The organism is Chitinophaga nivalis, from assembly GCF_025989125.1.
GTDB lineage: Bacteria > Bacteroidota > Bacteroidia > Chitinophagales > Chitinophagaceae > Chitinophaga > Chitinophaga nivalis.
In genome coordinates, this window is record NZ_JAPDNR010000001.1 from 1,108,937 (window position 1) to 1,128,145 (window position 19,209).

Consider the following 19,209-nt stretch of genomic DNA (forward strand, 5'->3'; position numbering starts at 1 on the left):
AAGGAGCGTAAGACTATGGAAAAAGGAGGCAATAACTTCAACAAGGGTTCGGAAAGATCGCCTAGGAAAGGACCGAAGTTCAATATATACTGGGTATATGCCTTTATTGGTGTGGCCCTGCTCGCAATGAACTTTTTTGATTTAAGATCCCCTACCAAAGAAATCAGCTTCCAGGAGTTTCAGGTAAAATACCTCAAACCTGGAGATGTAGATAAGCTGGTTGTAGTAAACAAGAAATATGTAGAAGTCTACATAAAGAAAGATAATCTCAAAGAACCCAAATTCAACGAAGTTTCGAAGAGTAAGTTCGGCGGAGAAAACCTGGGGCCGCATTACCGGTTTACCATAGGTAGCGAAGAAAGTTTTAAAAAGGATATCGATAAAGCCCAGGAAGGTATTCCTGTGGAAAACCAGGTAAAAATCTCCTACGACGAACGTCAAAGCTGGTTTGAACCTATCTTCCAGTTACTGTTACCGATCATTCTCATCATTGGTTTATGGATACTGCTGATGCGTAAAATGGGTGGACCTGCCGGTGGCAGCGGAGGCCCGGGCGGCATCTTCAATATCGGTAAATCCAAGGCAACCCTGTTCGATAAAGGTACCCGTGTAAACATCACCTTTAACGACGTGGCCGGATTGGATGAAGCAAAAGTGGAAGTAATGGAAATCGTGGATTTCCTGAAAAATCCGAAGAAATACACCGCACTGGGTGGTAAAATACCGAAAGGTGCGTTACTGGTAGGCCCTCCGGGTACCGGTAAAACCTTGCTGGCCAAAGCAATGGCTGGTGAAGCACAGGTACCTTTCTTCTCTATGTCTGGTTCCGACTTTGTGGAACTGTTCGTAGGGGTAGGTGCAAGCCGTGTACGTGACCTGTTTAAACAGGCCCGTGAAAAAGCACCATGTATCATCTTCATCGATGAAATTGATGCTATTGGTCGTGCAAGAGGTAAAAACGTGATGATGAGCAACGATGAGCGGGAAAACACCCTCAACCAGTTGCTGGTAGAAATGGATGGTTTCGGAACAGACAGCGGTATCATTATCCTGGCTGCTACCAACCGCCCGGATGTATTGGACAGTGCATTGCTGCGTCCCGGACGTTTCGACCGTCAGATCTCTATTGATAAGCCGGATCTGGCAGGAAGAGAAACAATCTTCGAAGTACACCTGAAACCAATCAAAACATCCCCTATCCTGGATGTGAAGAAGCTGGCTTCCATGACACCAGGTTTCGCTGGTGCGGATATTGCCAACGTATGTAACGAAGCAGCGCTGATTGCTGCCCGTAAAGGAAAGGCACAGGTAGAAATGGATGATTTCAACGACGCCATTGACCGTGTAATCGGTGGATTGGAAAAGAAAAACAAAATCATCTCTCCGGAAGAAAAAGAAGTAATTGCTTACCATGAAGCCGGACACGCTATTTGCGGCTGGCATCTGGAACACGCGAATCCGCTGGTGAAAGTAACCATCGTACCGCGTGGTGTGGCTGCACTGGGATATGCACAGTATCTGCCTAAAGAGCAATACCTGTATAACACCGAACAGTTGCTGGATGATATCTGCATGACGCTGGGCGGCCGTGCAGTAGAAGAACTGGTATTTGGAAAAATCTCTACCGGTGCGCAAAATGACCTGCAGGTAATTACCCGTATGGCCTATGCGATGGTAACCGTATATGGTATGAATGAAAAGGTAGGAAATGTGTCTTTCTATGATCCTAACAATGAACAGGCATTTACCAAACCTTATTCTGAGGAAACATCCAAAATGATTGATGAAGAAGTAAGGAAACTGATTGAAGTAGCTTATGTGAGAACCAAAAAACTGCTGACCGATAAAATGGATCAGGTGAAGGTTTTAGCAAAAGAGCTGCTGGCTAAAGAAGTGTTATACCAGGCAGACCTGGAAAGGCTGATTGGTAAACGCCCTTACGATGTACACAGAGAGCATCAATTAAACAAAGAAGGTATGACAACAGATGGCGTTCATCCGTCAGATATTATCAATCCTTCTCCATCACCCGCTAATGCATAAATATTGATATGAAGATTTCTCCTGCTAAGGAAAATATTCTGAAGAGAGTACGGAATGCGTTAAGTCAGTCAGTACAGTTGCCCTTCCCTAACTCGGAGGGCAACTCTTCTGTGTTCAAAACAGAAAATGAAGGACTGGAACTAAAGTTTGCAGAAGAATTTACCAGATTACAGGGGAAATTTGTTTTCTGTACCAGCAAAGCGGAACTGATGGATAATCTGCGGTTGCTTTGTGAAAACAAGGACTGGCACAATATCTATTGTCAGACACCGGCTTTGCTGAAAATGCTGCATCGGGAAGAACTGCCTGCGCTCAACCAGGGCAACATGCATGAAGCCGATGCCGCTATTACTGACTGTGAATACCTGGTAGCCCGCACAGGTACTGTGGTACTGAGTGCAGCGCAACCCAGCGGCAGGGCATTACCGGTATATACACCGGTACATATCATGATCGCCTATACGCACCAGCTGGTATTTGACCTGAAAGATGCGTTCAATAAGCTGAAAGATAAGTATGGCCAACACCTGCCCTCTGCGATCTCTTTTGCCACCGGACCCAGTCGCACGGCTGATATCGAAAAAACACTGGTCGTAGGTATTCATGGCCCTAAAGAAGTATACGTATTTTTAGTAGACGAATAGTATAAAAAGCTTTCAGTCATTAGCCATCAACATATTGTGATCTGAGCATCCTGCTTTGTTTACTGCATGTTTGATGGCTATTTGCTGAAAGCTTAATAATTTTAAGCATGGACATTCACTTACCAGCCGATAAGAAAATATATTTTGCCTCCGACTTTCACTTGGGCGTTCCTACTGCAGCTGCCAGCAGAGAGCGGGAAAAGCTGATCCTGCAATGGCTTGAAATGGCCGAAAAAGATGCCGCGCACATTTTTCTGGTAGGCGATATTTTTGACTTCTGGTTTGAATATAAACACGTCATCCCCAAAGGGTATACCCGTACGCTCGGTAAGCTGGCAGCTTTGTCAGACAAGGGAATCGGGATCTCTGTATTTATCGGCAACCATGATATGTGGATGAATGGTTATTTTGAAGAAGAGCTGAACATCCCTGTGTACTATGAGCCGCAGACCTATAACATTGCCGGAAAGAAATTTTATATCGGTCATGGCGATGGCCTGGGCCCCGGTGATCACGGCTATAAATTGCTGAAAAAGGTATTCCGGAACCCGGTTTGCCGTTGGTTATTCTCTGCCATGCATCCGGCCTGGGGTATCTCGCTGGCTAATTATTTCAGCCGCAAAAGCCGCTCCGCTACCGGACAGGAACTGGAGCATTTTCTCGGAGAGGAAAATGAATGGCTGGCCATTTACAGCAAGGAAGTGCTGCAAAAAGAACACTTTGATTACTTCATATTCGGGCATCGTCATCTGCCACTCGATATCCGCCTGAATGACAGCAGCCGGTATATTAACCTGGGTGACTGGATCAATTATTTTTCCTATGCTGTTTTTGACGGACAGGATACTGCCCTGAAGTTCTTTACAGAAGCCGGCGCAAAGGCTGCCCGGTCAGGCGTCAAGGATTTCGTGTAGGATAGGCGGAGAATGCATTTCTGTAAAATCCGGTAAATGCAGCCGGAAGAAATCGAGATAAGCATACATTAATTTTCTTCTTCTCTCCTTGTTCATATTTACGTTGGCCAGGTGCTGTACTTCGCTGCACTGAAACAACTGATCGGTGAGTTCACTGTTAATGGGATCCAGGTGGTCTACGTGGTGTGGCGGCAGATCTGTGAAGGTACCTTCCTGCAAATCGAGGTAAGGGGTATATTCTGAAAAACGGCCATTGAGACGGAAGCCCAGGTGCTCTCCCAGTTTCAGCGTGAAATACAGGGGCAGATTGGCTGCTACCGGCATGGTGGAAATATCCAGCAGCTGGAGGGTATGTTCTGCAAAGTAATATAGCTCCAGGTGTTGCTCGGGTTGTTTCAGGCATTTCTGCAGCAACTCGATCATATATAACGCCACCGTATTTTTCACCACATTGAAGTGAAGGGCATTGTAAATGAATCCCAGCTTAAATTCCGAGATCCGCTGCAGGTTTTTTATTTCGTTGTGATACACCACCATTTCCAGGATATTGCCTGGCTGCAGCAGGTTACCCTTGGCTGCCTTCGGTTTGGAAGAGCGTACGCCATTAACGATATAGGATTGCAGTCCGAATAGCTCCGTGAATACACTCACAATCAGACTGGTGTCTCCATACTTTACAGTGCGTAATACGATGCCGCGCGTTTTATGTAACATTTTTTTTGCTGTCAGCGTTTTAGGCTGTTAGCTTTTTGTATTGGTGAACGACCGCAATTTAGCCAAAAGCTGTATATAATCAGCGATGGGCGCAGTCCCTGAATACTACCGGGCAATAGCTATTTTTATTTACCTTTACGGCATTTACTAAATCGCAGATCCTTATGTGGCAACGTTTAGCCGGCTTTGTGCTAAAATACCGATTATCACTTCTTGTTCTATTGCTCATCAGTACGGGAGTAATGGCATACTTTGCCAGTAAGGTACAGATGTCTTACGACTATGTGGCTACCATACCGCATGACAACCCCAGATATCTTGAATTCCAGGAGTTTAAGAACAAGTTTGGTGCAGATGGTAACACGCTGGTGCTGGGTGTACAGACCGATAAATTTTTCCAGGAAGATTTTTTCCGTGATTATGTGCAGCTGAATAAAGATATCAAAGAGGTATCTGCTGTAGAAAATATCATGAGTGTGCCGATGGCCGTGAATCTGGTGAAGAATGACAGTACACAGAAACTGGAAGCCGGATTGCTGTTCAAGGGGAACCTGGAGAGCCAGGCCACCATCGACAGTTTAGCCGGTATTTTTAACCGGCTTCCTTTTTACAAAGGGTTGCTGTTCAACCCGGATACCCATGCTTACCTGATGGCTATCTATGTAAACAAGGATGTTTTTAATTCTCCCAAACGTACTGCTGTTGTAGCGCAGATTACCAAACTGGCGAAAGCATTTGAAGAAAAACACCATACAGAAGTAAGACTGAGCGGATTGCCGCTTATTCGTACAGTCATGGCCGTTAAGGTGGCTGATGAGTTGAAATTGTTCCTGAAAATATCTTTCCTGTTAACCGGATTGATATTATTCCTTTTCTTCCGTTCCCTGGGCGCCGTATTGATGTCCATGATCGTAGTGGCTATTGGCGTGGTATGGTCGGTGGCTACCATCGTATTGATGGGGTATAAAATTACATTGCTGACGGGGCTTATCCCTTCTTTAATAGTCGTGATTGGTATTCCCAACTGTGTGTACTTCCTCAGTAAATACCATACGGAATACGCGAAGCACGGTAATAAAACCAGGGCACTGGTACGTATGATACAACGGATGGGGATCGTAACCCTGTTTACCAATATCACCGCTGCCATTGGTTTTGGTGTGTTTTGTTTTACCAATAGTGCTATCCTGAAAGAATTTGGTGTAGTAGCAGGGTTGAACATTATGTTCATCTTCCTGATCTCCTTCATCTTTTTGCCTTCTGTATTGAGTTATTTACCGGCACCTAAAACCAAACATACCTCCCATGCAGGTGATGGTTTCTTTGGGAAGATGCTGGATTTCCTGACGATGCTGGTATTTAAATACCGGCCGTGGGTATATGGTGTGAGTGTAGTGTTGCTGGTACTGGCGATTGTAGGTATGGGCCGCTTGAAGTCTGTTGGTTACATGCTGGACGATATTCCGAAAACAGATAAGCTGTTTACGGACCTAAAATTCTTTGAGAAGAATTTTAAAGGCGTAATGCCGCTGGAAATAGCGGTGGATACCAAAAGAAAGAATGGTGTTATCAACCTGCAAACGTTGAATAAGCTGGATGAACTGACGGCGCTGATCAGTGCGCAGCCTGATTTTGGTCGTCCTTTATCGGTAGTGGAAGGTATTAAATTTGCCAAGCAGGCTTACTATAACGGAGACAGCTCCAATTATGCGGTGCCCAACCAGTTTGACCTGGGATTCCTGGCGCCTTATCTGCGGATGAAGGGGGCAGGCAGTGCGCCGGCTACTTCTACCTTCTCCAAGCTGGTATCTTCTTATATGGATAGTACCAAACAGGTAGCACGGTTGAGTGTAAATATGAAAGATGTGGGATCACAGCGCCTGCCGGTACTGATGGATTCATTGCGACCTAAAGTGACGGCCATATTCGATACCGCCCATTATAAGGTAACCTTTACCGGTACCAGTGTGATATTCCAGGAAGGAACCCGGTTTATTATCAATGGGCTTACAGAGAGTATTCTGCTGGCATTTGTGCTGATCATGGGTTGTATGCTGTACCTGTTCCGTTCCTGGAGGATGCTGCTGATTTCTTTGATTCCGAATATTATACCGCTGGTAGTTACTGCCGGTGTAATGGGATGGCTGGGTGTAGCTTTAAAGCCATCTACAGTATTGGTATTCAGTGTAGCGCTTGGGATAGCCATTGACGTTACCATCCGTTTCCTGGTGAACTTTAAACAGGAATTGCCGCGGCATGGGGATGATATCAGTGCTACGGTGAAACAAACCATTCATGAAACCGGATTGAGTATTATTTATACTTCCCTGATTCTGTTTGCCGGATTTATGATTTTCAGTTTTTCCGGATTCGGTGGTACCAAAGCATTGGGTTGGTTAACTTCCCTTACTTTGATCGTAGCCATGATTACCAACCTGACGATTCTGCCGGCGTTGCTGTTATGGATGGAGAAGGCGTTGCTGAAGAAGGCGAAGAAGAAAGAGCTGTGGAATACATTGGATGAAGAAGAAGATATAGAGATCGCTAAATTAGGTATCAGCGATAAAGAATAGCAGTGTTCCTGCAAGGGGAAACTGTATAAAGAGAATTACAGATTACACATCAGGAATCGATGATTATGCGGGGCATATATCTGAAAAGATAGACCGCTTGTACCTGCTTTAAAACGCAGGATTCCAAATGTGTGATTTGTAATTCTTTTTTTTAGCCAATTTTTTAGCTTGAATGGACAAAAAAGGGGGGTGAAATAATCTAGTGGAAAGCATTCAAATACCTTTTTCACCGCTTGTAAAAAAGGGTGACGCTTTATAACAAAAAAGTATGAGGTTTATAATGCCATTCTAACCACACTAGTTCATGAAAAACAAGTACTTAAAGGGCGCTCATTTATCTGAGCGCAAATTTAAGGAGATCCTGCGGCTGTTCGCCGATGATCTCACTGCGACCCAGATAGCGAATATCAGCGGTGTAAGCAGGGTAACTATTAACAGCTACCTGAAAAAGCTTCGACACCAGATAGCCCGTTACTGCGAAACGCAGCATCCTGTGCCAGCTCCTGTCGTTGCCTACGACAATCGGCACAGTGAGCCTTTTACAGACCACGACAGCGGTACGCTGGTGGCTGTAAAACCGGAAGTAGACCGGATTATTAAGCCAGTTATTTTTGGCATCTGCAGATCTGCTGACCGGTTACACACCGAAATTTTACCAGATGTAAGTCGTTCCATGATTCATGCCGCCACCCGGGGTCGTTCCGTATTGGAGACTGTGGGGGTATCGGAACGTTTACGGAAGTACAATGGGGTGGTGGACCTGGGACAGTACCGGTTGTACCGTTTGGGCAGCCAGTCGTCTGATACCCATCAGATGGATGATGTAGATGCTTTCTGGGGGCTTACAAAGCACCGGCTGGCTAAATTCAAGGGGCTGAACCGCAACACGGCTTACCTGCATTTGAAAGAATGCGAGTACAGGTTTAATCACCGTAATGAAGACCTTTACCTGGTATTGCTGGAATTGTTGAAGGTGTACCCGCTCACCCTTTCCTGACCTTCGTTTTTGCCCGCTTCGGCGGGCTATTTATTATTCTCGATTTAGATTTTGGTTGATGAGTACAGGCGGTAATCTTACCGCTTGTTTTGTTATCAGTGAATTATGACCGCACTTTTTATGTAATATGTTAACGAAAAGTTAAAAGAGTGTTATCTAAATGTTATAGGGAAAATTACAAGCTTAATTTTTTGTTAAATTAGTTTATATTTGGTGCCCGGTTGAAATTTTGCTAAGGAAACTGCTTGTGAGGATAACTTTTACAACTTATCTTGTCGATTTATTGAATGAATTGCAATATTTGGAGTGAATTTTTTACATATTGTCAACGTATACCTATATACTATACAATTAACCTGAAGTCTTTCTCTCTACAAATTTTACCGACTATTAACGGAAATCAATCAAGGTGAATAGCCTTGAAGACTAATTATTTACGGTTACAATAAATTACGGAAACAAAATCATGCTTATGAGGAAAGTTTTATTTCTCCTCTTGTCCGTGCTATTGCTGGGCGGACAGGTCTTTGCGCAAAGCCGCACTGTAACGGGGAAAGTGACCGATGCCGGTGACGGCACGGCCATCCCTGGTGCCAACATCCAGATCAAAGGCACTACCAAGGGCGTTACCACCAACCCGGACGGAACTTTCAGTGTACAGGTAGCAGACAATGCTACGCTCCTGGTATCCTTTATTGGTTATGATGCCAAAGAAGTGGCAGTAGGTACCAACGCTACCTTAAACATTAAACTGAAGGTAGATTCCAAAAACCTGGAAGAAGTAATCGTTACCGGTTATACCATTGAAAAGAAGAAAAGCTCCACCATTGCTGCTTCTACTGTTTCCGGTGCAAAGATCAACAACGTGGCTTTACCGGATGTAAACCAGATGCTGCAGGGTAATGCTCCTGGTATCTCTGTTTCTACCAACTCTGGTCAGCCAGGTGCTAAAACAGAAGTACGTGTGAGAGGGGTAGGATCTATTTCTGCCAGCAACGCACCTATCTATGTATTGGACGGTATCATTATGTCTTCTGGTGACTTTACCCAGAATACCCCTACCCAGGATGTGATTTCCAGCCTGAACCCGGCAGATATCGAGAACATCACCATCCTGAAAGATGCAGCTGCTACTGCGCTGTATGGTTCAAGAGGTTCTAACGGTGTAATCGTTATTACTACCAAAAGCGGTAAAAAAGGACAAAGCAAAATCAACTTCTCCGGTAAATACGGTTTCCAGAATCTGGCGAAAAAAATCCCGATGATGAACTCCCGTGAGTTACTGGATTATCAGCGGCTGGCTATGCGTAATGCGATTGATCCAGGAACCGGTACGCCTGTATTTACTGAGCAGGATGTGAAAAACGCCCGCCCGGATTATCTGGCAAACTACGATACAGACTGGGGTAAAGAAGCTTTCCGTACCGGTAGAACGCAGAATTATGCTATTTCCGGAAGCGGTGGTAATGAAAAAACGCAGTTCTACGCTTCAGGTGAATATTTCAAACAGGAAGGTATCCTGATCGGTAGTAGCTTCTCCCGTTATGCCGGCCGTTTGAACGTAGACCATAAATTCTCTGATAAACTGGATCTGAGCGCTAAAATGAGCGGTTCCTATTCTGATCAGTACAACGCCAATAACGGTGCTACCTATACGTCTCCTTTGCTGGGTGCCATGAGTAACGTACCGTTTATTCCTGCCCGTGATGCCAATGGTGATATATACAATGGTTACCTGCCCGGCCAGCCAGGTATGGATGACTGGGCCCCGCTGTCTTCTATTCCAAGAACATTAAGACCAGTATTAACCGGTGGTAACTTCCTGCACGCAGTGGAAAACAACTACGGCAGAAACAATAACACCACGATGAATATGAACCTGGCATTGGGTTACAATATCATTGAAGGTTTACGCCTGGTTGTGAAAGGAAATGCGGAACTCACCAACATCCGTGAAAAACAATGGAGAGGCCCGAATACCTACGATGGCCGTATCTACAACGGTCTGTTACAGAACTACAGCACCAACTTCGGTCTGTATACCACACAGCAATTACTGACTTACACCACCACTTTCAATAAAGACCATGGTCTGAGCGTGCTGGTAGGGAATGAATATTCCTTCCAGAACCGTGTTTACAGCGGTGCTGCCAAAAAAGGATTTTCTGACAACTCCCTGCAGGTGCCTTCCGTAGGTGCCAACATGCAGAGCATCATTGGTAACGAGTATAGCTATGCTTTCCACGGTATGCTGGCAAAAGTTGACTACGACTATAAATCCAAATACTTTGTAAGCGGTAGCTTCAGAAGAGATGGTTCTTCCCGTTTCCCTAAAGACAGCCGTTATGGTAACTTCTACTCCGGTGCACTCGCATGGCGCGTGACAGAAGAGGAATTTGCCAAATCCATTACCTGGTTAAATGACCTGAAAGTACGTACCAGCTACGGTATCATGGGTAACGCAGAAGGCCTGGGTGACTATCCTTTTGCTCAGCTGTATGGCTTTACCGGTACTTACAATGATGAACCGGCGCCTGTTGCCATTCAGCCTGCGAATCCACGCTTAAGCTGGGAAAAACAGAACCTGTTTGACGTAGGTGTTGATTTCAGTGTGTTTGGCAGACGTTTATACGGATCATTGGGCTTCTATGACAAACGCTCTTCTGCGTTGTTAATGGAGTTACCATTATCCATGACTACTGGTTTCCCTACCATCAACTACAACGTTGGTCGTATGATGAACCAGGGTTTTGAAATTGCGATTGGTGGTATTCCGGTTAAAACCAAAGACTTCCAGTGGACGACCGACCTGAACTTTGCTACGCTGAAAAACAAAGTACTGGCCCTGGGTGAAGGACAACAGTTCATTTCCCAGAAAAGACAACGTATTGAAGTAGGACGTGAGTTTGGTACCTGGTACATGCCTATCTGGGCGGGTGTAGATCCGATAGATGGTGCTGCTATGTGGGAAACTGCTGATGGCAAGACTACCAAAAACTACGCAGAAGCTCCCCGGAAATATGCCGGTAGCGCACTGCCGAAAATCACCGGTGGTTTCACCAACAAACTGACTTACAAAGATTTTGATTTGTCCTTACTGATCACTTTCAGCTGGGGGAACAAAGCTTACAACGTAAGCCGTATTGACCTGGAAAGCGATGGTCTGAATACTGCAGGTAATGTTGCTAAAGACGCGATGAAAGACAGGTGGCAGCAGAAAGGCGATATCGCCTCCAAGCCTAAACTGATGTGGAATGTGGATACGCAATCTGAATCACTGTCTTCCCGCTGGTTGGAAGATGTTTCCTACGCCAGAATCAGAAACCTGACGGTAGGTTATACTTTGCCTAAAAATGCACTGGAAAGAGTGAAAATGCAACAGGTGAGAGTGTTCCTGCAGGCAGAAAACCTGTTTACGCTGACCAGCTATAAAGGATGGGATCCGGATATCAACACCAACCCGATTGCTCCTACCGCGGTGACTTCACCTGGTAACAACGGTGGTGATGATTTCTTCCGCTACCCAACTTCCCGCATATTCACTATTGGTGTAAACGTAGGTTTCTAAGCGGAAGATTATTAACTAATTAATGCGTGTGTAATTATGACAAAGTCAAAAATTTCTATACTGGCGCTGGCTTCCTTAGGAGTACTTTCATTTAACTCCTGTAAAAAGCTGGACCAACAACCTGCCGATTCAAAGGAAGGAAATGTGGTGATCAATGAACAGAATGTACGTATACTGACCAACGGTATTTACGAGCGTTTACAGGCATTGGAATATTATGGCCGTGATTTTCTGGTCCTGAATGATGTTGGTGGTGATAATGTGAAAGTAATCAGTGGTGGTTCCGGCAGATTCAAAACGGAGTTTACCTATACCGCTACGCCTACAGGTGTTACTTCACAGCCCAATACCTGGCTGAATGCTTACCGGGCTATTAACCAGGCGAACATTGTGATCAGCAAGCTGCCCTCCAATGACAACACCAAACCTTATCAGGGAGAAGCTTACTTTCTGCGTGCACTGGCCCAGTTTGACGTGGCCAGAAGATATTGCCGGATTCCTGCCAGCAATGCAGGAAAAGCGATCCTGGATCAGCCTAATAGCGGTATTCCTATCGTAACAGAAGTGCCGGATGGTCCGATTGGTATCAAACCAGGCAGAGCTACACTGAAAGCTACCTATGATGCGATCATTAGTGATCTGTTAAAAGCCCGTGACCTGGCGCCGGAATCAGCTGCAGGAACCAGCAAGGTATTCCGTGGTAATAAAGATGCTGCTACTGCATTGCTTTCCCGCGTATACCTGTACATGGCTAAATACGAGGATGTTATTACAGAATCATCCAAATTGATTAGCAGATACAAACTGTATGAAGCCAATGAACTGGTAGCAGCCTATCAGAAAAATGATGCGACACCAGAGGATATTTTCAGCCTGAAATTTACCATCAATGATAACCGCAGTACCAATAACTTCGGATATATCTATGTCCCTAAAGCAGTGGGTGGTTATGGTGATGTGAGACTGCAGGATGCTTTTGTGGCAACTATCCCGGCAAGTGATGCCCGGTTGGCTTTTGTGAAAAATTTAGGTAGTAACTATCTGATGAAATGGGAAGGCAATAAATCCATCAATATGCTGGGTCTGGCCGACGTGAAAATTCTGAGAATCAGTGAAGTATTACTGAATCGTGCAGAGGCTTACGCGCAAACCGGTAAATTAACCGAAGCAGTTGCTGATATCAATGCCCTGCGCGCAAAACGCGGCCTGCCTGAATTTAAAAGCAACGATGACAAAGCCATTAACGCAGAGATTGAATATGAGCGCAGCGTAGAGCTGATGGGTGAAGGTCATCGTATGTTTGATATTTTCAGACATAACGGCGAACGTATTGTACGTGATAAAGATGCCTTAACAGCAGCTAAGATCGTTGCAGACGACTACCGCGCTATCTATCCGATTCCGCAGACAGAAATCGATGCGAATCCGAAGATTGTACAGAATCCAAAGTATCAGACGAACTAATTGTTTGCATGACTACATAACAATAAAAAGGCGCTGTTTTAAACAGCGCCTTTTTTTATACCCCGATATTTTCGTATATACCTTAACGTTTGTTTTTCCTGTCTGATACAGCCGGATTTATTTACTGCTGCATAGTTTCCCTGTTGAAAAAATCTTTTTTCGCACTTCTTCCGGATCCGGCATCAAAAATAACATAGCCGGTTGTCGTCTGTCCACTAATCTTTGCTGATATCTACTTGTTATCTACTTGTTAATTAACAAATATTTCCATTTTATCATATAGCAAATAATATCAAATTATATGATATTATTTTAACTGTCTGTGATAACATTTGTGTGATTTAGTTGTAATTTAATGAGGTTAACTTCTTTTTTCCAGTCAATCAAAACTAAGTTGCTTATGAAAAAAGCGCTACTCCTATGGCTGTTTATTCTCAGCAGCGGTGTAACCGCAGTAGCCCAAACAAAGACCGTCAGCGGCAAAGTAAGCGATGCAAAAGACGGATCTGCGCTTCCCGGTGTAACAGTCGTGATTAAAGGAACTACGAAAGGTGTTTTCACCATCGGTGATGGTAGCTACAAAATACCCAATGTTACCAACGATGCGGTACTGGTATTCTCTTTCGTGGGGTACCTGAGCAAAGAGGTGGCAGTAGGTGCCGGCAATGTGATAAACATTGCCCTGGAAGCCGATAAAAAACAACTGGGCGAAATAGTGGTGACGGCAGTAGGTATCAAACGAAATGAAAAACAACTCGGCTACTCCCTCACACAGGTAAAACCAGATGACATTCTGCAAAAATCGGAACCTGACATGCTGAAAGGGCTGCAGGGAAAGGTAGCGGGGGTAGATATACGTACTTCTCAGGGTACGCCCGGTGCTTCCACGCGTATCAATGTCCGGGGTAATACTTCCTTCTTTGGCAACAATGAACCGCTGATTATTGTGGATGGTATCCCCTATAACAACGACCAGGTAACTACTTCCAGCCAGACATCCGGTGGCGGTGCCTATTCCAGTGGTTTGTCTTCCCTCGATCCTAATGATATTGCTTCCATGTCGGTGCTGAAAGGCGCCGCCGCTGCTGCGTTATATGGTTCCAGGGCTTCCAACGGTGCTGTGGTGATTACCACTAAGTCAGGTAGCGCAGCCCGCTCTAAAAAAGGCCTGGAAGTGACCTACTCTTCTTCCTATGCGATGGAAAAGGTAGCAGGTCTGCCAAGCTATCAGAATGATTTCGGAGCTGGTAGCCGGTTCAGATATGCCAATGCCAATGGCTCCTGGGGGCCTAAGTTTGGGTCTATTGATTCGGTGCCCGCCTGGCCGGATTATGTGAATGCGTTCCCGGGGCTTTTCCCTTCTGGAAAAATGGCTTACCGGCCCTATCCCAATAACGTAAAAGATCTTTTCAGAACAGGATCGCTGTTCGAAAACTCCGTTTCTGCCAATGGCGGCGATGAAAAAACGTCTATCAGTACCACGGCTTCGTACCTGTCGCAAGACGGTTATGTGCCTTCCTCCAGTTTCAACCGCGCCAATATCAGCGTGGGTGGACAAACCAAACTGGATATGGGTTTAACGATCAGCGCGAACTTTTCCTATTCCCGGTCCAACCAGGTGGGAGGCGTGTTTGGGGAGAACCAGGTAGAAGGTTCTGCCTCTTCATTTGCCCGTAACCTCTTCCTGGCCAGAAACTGGAATATTGCCGGATTGCCGACTACCGATGCAAACGGACATCCGGTATCGCCCCTCACCGACCAGTTTGACAACCCATTATGGTCTTTTGGGCACAATACCGTTAAAACCAATACAGACCGTTATGTGGCGGGTATTAAATTCGCCTATAGCGTGAAGGACTGGCTGAACCTCTCCTATCAGATAGGAACCAATACCAATACCCTTTTCAGAAGAGAGGTAACCGATATAGGTTCGCGTGCGGCAGAAGGACTCGGCCGCATCGTGGAAGATAACTATCAGTTCCAGGAAATTGAGTCCAACCTGCTGGCCATCATCACGCCAAAACTAAAGAACCGTGATTTTGATTTCAAGGCGATTGTAGGGCATAACGTGAACCAACGTACGACTCGCGACCAGATTGTACTGGGTAACGAAATTGTATCGCCGGGTATTTATACGATCGGTAATATCAAAACGTTGCTACCCAACCTGAGCACCTTTTCCCAGCGCCGTTTGTGGGGTATCTTCGCCGATCTGGAACTGGCTTACAAACAGTTTGCTTTCTTAACCGTTACCGGCAGAAATGACTGGTCTTCTACCCTGCCTACCAATAACCGGAGCTATTTCTATCCCAGTGTATCCGGCTCCTTTATATTTACGCAGGCCTTCGGTATGGAAAGCCATGTGCTGAATTTCGGTAAAATAAGGGCCAGCTGGGCGAAAGTAGGACGTGATGCAGACCCATATTCCCTGCAGAACATTTTCCGCCTGAATAACCCTATTATGGGCGTTTCCGGGGTAGTGCAATCACCCACAGCCAACAACCCGGAATTAAAACCGGAATTTACGCAGGATGTGGAAGTAGGTACAACCCTCGAATTCTTCGACAGAAGAATTGCCCTGGACTTCGCGTGGTATAGCAGAAGTTCCACGAATCAGATTGCGCCGATTACCTTACCTGCTTCTTCCGGATTTACCCAGTATTATGAAAACTTTGGTAAGATATCCAACAAGGGAATTGAAATAGATCTGAACGTAGTGCCCATCAAAACAAAGGATTTTACCTGGAACCTGCACTGGGTATTTACCAAAAATGTAAGTGAAGTGGTGTCTTTGTTGCCCGGCGTAACGCGTATTCCGTTGAGTAATGTACTGAACACCATGTCGCCTTACCTGGAACCCGGTAAACCTTTCGGCTACCTGAGAGGTACCGTGGACTACCGCGATGAAGAAGGTAACCTGCTCATCAATCCTACCACAGGGCTGCTGATCAGGAATCCGGAACAACAGATGGTCGGCGATCCCAATCCTGATTTTAAAACAGGTATCAACACCTCCTTCAACTATAAGGGATTTTTCCTGAATGCATTGTTTGATCTGACGAAGGGTGGCGATATGTACTCCGTTACCAACAGTTCCCTGCTGGGACGTGGGGTGACCAAAGACACCAGAAACCGGGAAACCGGTTATGTGATTCCCGGATATTATGGTGATCCCAATACAGGGCTGCCCCTTCGAGATGCCAGAGGTAATAAAATTCCCAACACCACCAATGTCAGTATGTTTGAAATGTATTTCGGAGAATCCTTTGGTATCAACTCCGCTACGGAATGGAACGTATACGACGCGACGGTATATACTTTCCGCGAATTGACACTGGGATATGATTTTCCTAAAACTCTCTTCAAGAGAACGCCGATAGGTGGATTAACCGTCACTCTTACCGGTCGTAATTTATGGTACGTAGCACCTAATTTTCCCAAGTACAGCAACTTTAATCCGGAAACCAACAGCTTCGGTAATTCTACTACACAGGGTATAGAACTGTCTTCTGCTCCTACTACCCGTCGTTATGGTATCAACCTGAAAGTGAGTTTCTAATTAAAAAGCCAAAACCGGAAATTATGAAAAGACTAATATATACATGTTTAGGAATCCTGATAATAACGGTATCATGTACCAAGAACTTTCTGGATATCAATACGGATCCGAACTATGCGGCGAAGACTGCGGAAAACCGTTTGCTTACGTCTTCAGAACAGGGACTGTCCTATGCATTGGGTTTCACCAATGATAATCGTGGCGCCCGCGGATTAACGGAAGTGCTTTCTGTTTATATGCATCAGGTAACCGTACGGGAAGATCAGGATCAGTACAGTTCAGATGGTAATGATATTAACATTACCGGTTCCTGGACCGGCCTGTATAGCAGCGCCCCTGCACAGGTAGGATCAGATGTGCTGGGAACTTTGCAGAATATAGATGTGTTGATAGGACAGGGTACACAAAACGGGAATATGGTGTATGTGGGCATCGCAAAAATCATCAAGGCTTATGCGATCAGTCAGTATGTAGATGTATTTGGAGATGTACCCTATTCACAGGCGAATAAATTTTTATCAGCGGGTATTCGTTATCCTAAATACGATAAAGGGGCGGAAATCTATCCGCAGTTATTCGCATTGCTGGATCAGGCAATCGGCAATATCAACAATGCCAATGCTGTCAACTCGCTGGTACCTGCCGGAGATGACCTTTTCTATGGTGGTGATAAAGAGAAGTGGATACGTCTGGCGCATACCATTAAATTAAAGCTGTATAATCAGTTAAGACTGGTACAGGATGTATCTGCCCAGGTGAAGGCGTTGATAGCAAAAGACAGCCTGATTAAAGATATTGATGGGGGATTTATGTTCCAATACGGACGGGGTACTACTCCGGATGATCGTAACCCTGGTTACAATGATTATTTTGCTACCCAGCGCTCGCATTATCAAAGTCCCTGGTTTTACGAAATACTGCGGGGAAACAACAACAGGATATTTACCGGTAACCCCGACCCCCGGGTACGGTATTATTTTTACAGCCAGTTGAAGTTTGATGAGCAGGCGCAGAATTCGACGGATTTCCGGGATAGTAGTTTCGTTAGTATTCCTTTCGGGTCCGTGAGTGTAAATCGTGATTTTAGCCAGGGAGGGTCTATGACCATTTTTGGTATTTATCCGGTTGGTGGCCGTTATCAGGCAGATACGATGGAAGTAACCGGCGCAGATGCTACCGGCGCTGCACCTTTCCGGATGCTCACCTATGCAGACCGGCTGTATATTGAAGCCGAACTACAGTTTGCAGGGCTGTTGCCGGGAGATGCAAAAGCCAAGCTAAGACAGGCCATACAGGAATCCTTTAACCAGGTAGATTATGTTGTGCAGGTTGCCTCCAAACAAAAGAATGTACCACTGCTCGCCGCCAACACCGGTGTATCCGGCTACATTGATAAAGTGATACAGGAATATGAAGGAAAGCCTGCTGCCGGGCAACTGGAAATTATTATGACGCAGAAATGGATTTCCAGTTTTGGTAACAGTGTGGATCAATACACGGATTACAGACGTACCGGCTATCCGGTGTTGTTTAATCCGAGAGATCCGGCAATGGCCCCGGGCGGATTTTTACAGCCGCCGCTAAAAGGAGATCCCACTATCGCGGGCAACCAGGCGGCTATTCCGGTACAGCAAAGCCGGGACTTCCCGTTGTCTTTGCCCTGGAGCAACCTGGATCTGAACGTGAATCAGAATGCACCGCCGCAGAAACAGCCGGCCAATTTCCGCGTATTCTGGGATAAAAACTAATACTTACTAAAGTTAAAAACATAAGGATATGAATAAGCTCATACAGTTAGTAGTACTAATCAGTGTGATGGTGTTGACAGGAGCATGTAAGAAAGATCAGAATCCCCGTTTGCCGGATGATCTGAAACGGGCATCTATACCATTGATTACCAAAGCAGCTGGTTCAGATGCAAATATTGGTGATGTAAATACATTTCAGGCGAAATTCAATGCAGATCTTTACTTCAAGGATGATGAGAAACCCCGGAAAATGGATGTGGTAGTGATATTCAAAGGAGATCGTACCAATGTAAAAGTATTAAAGGCAGATATTACCGCCTACCCTACTGCCGTTACCGCTACTGCTGCGCAATTGGCTGCCTTGTTTGGTAAAACGGCTGCCTCGCTGGTAAAGGATGATTACTTCCAAATAGGGCTGGATGTATACATGAACAGCGGGTTGACGGTGACGATGTTCAGTAACCAGGTGGCGCAACCCTATGGCCCGGATGCAGCTAACTATCCTGGTTCCAGTCTGAGCATCAGGTATACCAAACTATAATTTGTTGCCGGCAAAAAAGAGCCGGTATCCTAATAAAAAACATCGGATAACAGGATTTTTCGAAATCTTGTTATCCGATGTTTTTTTATTATTTTGATGACAAAGTAAACTTGTCAAGCATTATTATACTCAATTGCGATCATATAAAAATACTATCTTAGTTGTATCACCAAGTGTTTTCTATTTTTGCTATATTGCAGGAAGTTTAATTATTTGAAGCGTTTAATTATTTAATAATAATCAAAATCTAAAGTTTCAGGAAGTAACTTTTTGACGAGAACTTAATTCCGTTATACTTATTCTGCTATTTTCTGTGTTTGCGAACCAATGCTGTCATACCCTTATTACATGCCAAATAGAGTGTGTGACTTCACTTGTCGTATTGTTATGCCGTTATTCTGACGTTACCTGTGATCTGATAGTAGATGAAATACGTTCCGTCAT

General features: G+C 45.1%; 11 protein-coding genes. 10 read left to right on the forward strand and 1 reads right to left on the reverse strand.

Annotation, left to right across the window (positions count from 1 at the left end):
- Window positions 1–15 precede the first annotated feature (15 nt).
- From ftsH to OL444_RS04610, 3 genes are all read left to right on the forward strand, one after another.
- Window positions 16–2,043: an ATP-dependent zinc metalloprotease FtsH gene (gene ftsH / locus OL444_RS04600; RefSeq protein WP_264734408.1), complete on the forward strand. Its 2,028-nt coding sequence runs from the start codon at window positions 16–18 to the stop codon at window positions 2,041–2,043.
- 8 nt (window positions 2,044–2,051) lie between these two features.
- Window positions 2,052–2,687 carry a LutC/YkgG family protein gene (locus OL444_RS04605; RefSeq protein WP_264734407.1) on the forward strand — a complete coding sequence of 212 codons (636 nt, stop codon included), beginning with the start codon at window positions 2,052–2,054 and terminating at the stop codon, window positions 2,685–2,687.
- Between the two features lie 107 nt (window positions 2,688–2,794).
- Window positions 2,795–3,601 (forward strand): UDP-2,3-diacylglucosamine diphosphatase, encoded by an 807-nt coding sequence (locus OL444_RS04610; protein ID WP_264734406.1) that lies wholly within the window; start codon window positions 2,795–2,797, stop codon window positions 3,599–3,601.
- Here OL444_RS04610 and recO read toward each other — a convergent pair.
- The gene (gene recO / locus OL444_RS04615; RefSeq protein WP_264734405.1) at window positions 3,578–4,315 is read right to left on the reverse strand and encodes a DNA repair protein RecO; all 738 of its coding nucleotides are present in this window, start codon (window positions 4,313–4,315) and stop codon (window positions 3,578–3,580) included. The genes OL444_RS04610 and recO overlap by 24 nt on opposite strands.
- 164 nt (window positions 4,316–4,479) lie before the next feature.
- Between recO and OL444_RS04620 the strand changes: the two genes are divergently transcribed.
- From OL444_RS04620 to OL444_RS04650, 7 genes are all read left to right on the forward strand, one after another.
- Window positions 4,480–6,888, forward strand: coding sequence for an efflux RND transporter permease subunit (locus OL444_RS04620; RefSeq protein WP_264734404.1), 2,409 nt, complete (start codon window positions 4,480–4,482; stop codon window positions 6,886–6,888).
- A gap of 304 nt (window positions 6,889–7,192) precedes the next feature.
- Window positions 7,193–7,885 (forward strand): IS1595 family transposase, encoded by a 693-nt coding sequence (locus OL444_RS04625; protein WP_264734403.1) that lies wholly within the window; start codon window positions 7,193–7,195, stop codon window positions 7,883–7,885.
- A gap of 472 nt (window positions 7,886–8,357) precedes the next feature.
- Window positions 8,358–11,453, forward strand: a complete 3,096-nt coding sequence (locus tag OL444_RS04630) for a SusC/RagA family TonB-linked outer membrane protein (RefSeq protein WP_264734402.1) — start codon at window positions 8,358–8,360, stop codon at window positions 11,451–11,453.
- Window positions 11,454–11,489: 36 nt separating this feature from the next.
- Window positions 11,490–12,917 (forward strand): RagB/SusD family nutrient uptake outer membrane protein, encoded by a 1,428-nt coding sequence (locus OL444_RS04635; protein WP_264734401.1) that lies wholly within the window; start codon window positions 11,490–11,492, stop codon window positions 12,915–12,917.
- A 400-nt stretch (window positions 12,918–13,317) separates the two neighbouring features.
- Window positions 13,318–16,476, forward strand: a complete 3,159-nt coding sequence (locus OL444_RS04640; RefSeq protein ID WP_264734400.1) for a SusC/RagA family TonB-linked outer membrane protein — start codon at window positions 13,318–13,320, stop codon at window positions 16,474–16,476.
- A gap of 23 nt (window positions 16,477–16,499) precedes the next feature.
- Entirely contained in the window at window positions 16,500–18,224 is a 1,725-nt protein-coding gene (locus OL444_RS04645) for a SusD/RagB family nutrient-binding outer membrane lipoprotein (protein ID WP_264734399.1), read from the forward strand.
- 28 nt (window positions 18,225–18,252) lie between these two features.
- Window positions 18,253–18,765 (forward strand): hypothetical protein, encoded by a 513-nt coding sequence (locus OL444_RS04650; RefSeq protein ID WP_264734398.1) that lies wholly within the window; start codon window positions 18,253–18,255, stop codon window positions 18,763–18,765.
- Window positions 18,766–19,209 lie beyond the last annotated feature (444 nt).